This is a genomic window from Dehalococcoidales bacterium (genome assembly GCA_028717385.1).
Classification (GTDB): domain Bacteria; phylum Chloroflexota; class Dehalococcoidia; order Dehalococcoidales; family CSSed11-197; genus CSSed11-197.
Genome location: JAQUNW010000063.1, coordinates 1 through 3,319, shown reverse-complemented (window position 1 = coordinate 3,319; position 3,319 = coordinate 1). Strand labels below are relative to the sequence as shown.

Annotated in this window: 3 protein-coding genes; all 3 read right to left on the bottom strand. The window is 44.4% G+C overall.

The window, feature by feature from the left end:
- On the bottom strand, nucleotides 1-694 hold a 694-nt coding region (locus PHX29_07290), incomplete at its 3' end, for a methyltransferase domain-containing protein (protein MDD5605686.1).
- 466 nt (nucleotides 695-1,160) lie between these two features.
- Nucleotides 1,161-2,282 (bottom strand): ABC transporter ATP-binding protein, encoded by a 1,122-nt coding sequence (locus PHX29_07285; protein ID MDD5605685.1) that lies wholly within the window; start codon nucleotides 2,280-2,282, stop codon nucleotides 1,161-1,163.
- The coding region (locus PHX29_07280) for an ABC transporter permease subunit (protein MDD5605684.1) at nucleotides 2,246-3,319 on the bottom strand (1,074 nt) is incomplete at its 5' end. The genes PHX29_07285 and PHX29_07280, both read right to left, overlap by 37 nt.

Sequence of the window (3,319 nt, the reverse complement as noted above, 5' to 3'; positions counted from 1 at the left end):
GGTGCTGGAACTGCAGATAATCGTCTTGATCTCTGCGATAATGCTTGAATACTTGCTCATAGTCAGGATGAACGGGATTTTCTTCAAGCCAGCGTAACAGCCCGCACCAGCAATCCGAAATATATCTATCCCAGTCGTCATTATTGGCTCGGATGATGTATTCCAGTTCAAAGCCCTCATTACGGGTAAATTGAGCCAGTTCTGGTTCTGTATGGGTGGTTATCTGTTCCTGGGCGTATTGCGGTGGTACCAGATTGCTTAGCCAGTATGTTTCGCCGATACCAAGGCGCCCATGCTGGTGAATTGCCCGCTTCATTGCCTGGACTGTCTGCTGATAACCGCCGAAGGCAAACGTTGCCCCAATACATGTTGCGGCATCGAAAGCATCCTCTTCGAATACGTAGTCAGCCGCAGGTGAGCAAACGATCTGGATTTGGCCTGATAATCCTTTTGCGGCCAGCTTTTTCCTGGCTCGGTCGCAGAAATCCCCGGATACATCTATGCCGATACCAGTTATACCGAATTCCTCAGCCCAGAGAGCAAGAGGCTCGGCACAACCACATCCGAAGTCAATGACCCTTTTTCCTTCTTTCAATCCGAGCAGTTTGCCAAGTTTAATGATTTTTTCAGGCGTTGAAGGATTCAGAATCTCCATATAGCGATGGGAGATGCTCATAATATCAAAAAATTCCATTATTCGGGCCTTTCAATCAGAACAATTCGAAGAAAGAATAGCATATTCGCGTTCGTAAAAACAGGTTAACAAAGAGCGTCTATAGCTCTTTGTTAATACCAATAATGACGGCGCTGGATATGGATTGGACTCCGAAAGAGAATTATACTCGCACCCAGTCAAACGGGGAGGAGAATAATTCCAATGTCTGAAAGCTAAAAATGAGAGGGCAAATGTACAGAGAGCTATAAATAGGGCAACTACAGGCTGGCCGATTTCACCTTCTTCTATATGCAGAAAGCCACGAAGGAAGGCTCCCGCCTGTCAACATGGTGACGCCGAAGTTGAAATTATTTCGCTCTCTCTCGAACAGGCGCATGAATTGCGTCAGACATATACATCAAAAAACAAAGTAAGGTTGTTTAGCCATTGCCCGGGATGTCTTAAGTTTTCGGAATTACAAACGACAGCATACTTTAAAAAGAGTTCAGGGGCTTTTAGTGAAATCACTGCCAGTCAGGCTCGGCTGTATATTACTTAAAAAATGGATGTCTGTATTTCTATACTTTACTCCGACTTTCTCGCCAACTCTATAAAGTCTATGAGATGCCGGTAATTCTACATTAAGATTAACAGTATTGCGCTCCCATTCAACACTTACCCGGTAACGCATTACTGAGCCGAAATAAAAAGCTTCCTCAATAGTTCCTGCTACGCCTTTTTGTACATCTTCTTCCAGCTCAATTCTTTCCGGGCGTAAGCCACAAAGAATTTTTCCCTCTTCTCGCCCCTCAATGCCTTCTGCGGCAAATCTTTGGCCGAATAATGTTAGGCTGCCGTTGTTTATCTCGCCCTCAATAAAATTGATATCACCAATAAAATCAGCCGCGAATCTTGTTTTCGGTTTTTCGTAAATGTCTTTAGGTGATCCGATTTGCTCTATGGCTCCATTATTCATTATGACTATACGGTCAGCTATACCCATTGCTTCTTCCTGGTCGTGGGTTACGTATACTGTAGTAATGCCGAGGTGTTCCTGGATCTTGTGTATTTCCAGGCGCATTTCTAATCTCAAACGAGCATCTAAGTTTGACAAAGGCTCGTCTAGAAGTAACGCTTGTGGTTCAATAACAAGAGCTCTGGCTAAAGCAACTCTCTGTTGCTGGCCACCGGATAGTTCATGGGGTCGGCGCCTTTCAGTACCCTGCAGCTTAACAAGTTCAATCGAGGAATCTACCTTTCGGTTTACATCCTTTTCAGAGAGATGGCGGCGTCTTAGTCCGTAGGCAATGTTTTCAAAAACGCTCATGTGGGGAAACAGTGCATAATTTTGGAACACCATGCCCAGTTGTCGTTCTTGGGCAGGAATATCGGTGACATCGCGCCCCAGTAGATTTAACTTGCCTTGGTCAGCTTCTAATATGCCGGCAATTATTTTTAATACCGTTGTTTTGCCGCATCCTGAAGGCCCTAAAAGACAGCACATTTCTCCCTTAGATATACTAAAAGAAAGGTCGGTAATCACATTTAGTTTGCCGAAGCGCTTGTGAATATTTACCAATTCAATTCCGGTTATGTCGCTGTCCGACTGATTGCTCGTTGCAACCACTTACCTGCAGCCCCCTTCTGAGAAATGATTAGTATGATAATTACGCCAATTGCCGATATAGCTAACATTATTACCGAAAGAGCAGCGGCGAAACCGATTTCACCTTTATATACTGCATAGAAAACATCGATTGATAACAGTTTAGTGCCTGGAGTAACTACAAATATTATAGCCCCAACAGTTTGAATGGTGATAACAAAGGCATAAATAGCACTTACCAAAATTGCCGGCCTTGCCATAGGAAGGATGACGCGTAAAAATGTTACAAAACGATTTGCACCAAGGCTGGCTGAGGCATCTTCAATTGAGCGATCTTGTTGTGATAATACATTGACGCCGCTTCGCAGGCCGAGGGGCAGCTGGCGTATAATTGTCAACGCTACTACGATAAACCAGGTCCCGGTCAATAAAACAGGCGGCTGGTTGAATGCCATAACATATCCTACGCCGAAAAGTGTGCCCGGTACTGCAAATGGAATTGTAGTAATGAAGTCTAAAGCGCTTCTGCCCTTAAACTTAATACGCGTTACCAGGTAAGCAATTACTATCCCCAGCAGGCTCATCACAATTGCCGTTATAGTAGCAAATACGAGTGAATTGATAATGCTGTTCCAGCCACGATAGGGCAACCTTTGAAAATATTCCAGGGTCAACGCATAATTTGCACCCAGATGCTTGGTAAAAGCAGCTAAAAATACAGCAGCAAGTTGCATGAATATGTAGATAGCGAAAAGCAGACAAACAGCCCACATAGCGTACTGAACGGGTTTAGGGAGAGCAAGCGGCTTGCGTTGCTGGCCGCTTAACTGGGTTCTAATTTTGCTGTCTTCTGCCTGGGAGCGCGAATATAGAAAAAATACGACTAAACAAACGGCTAACAGGACAACATTTAATGTAGAGGCCATCTCCAAATTATATGTACCAACGAGCTGAGTATATGAGGCCGAGGCTAAGGTGCTGAACTGTCCTCCTATAATGATAGGGGTACTGAAATCTGCCATTGAATTCATGAACACTAGCAGCATAGCCCCGATGAT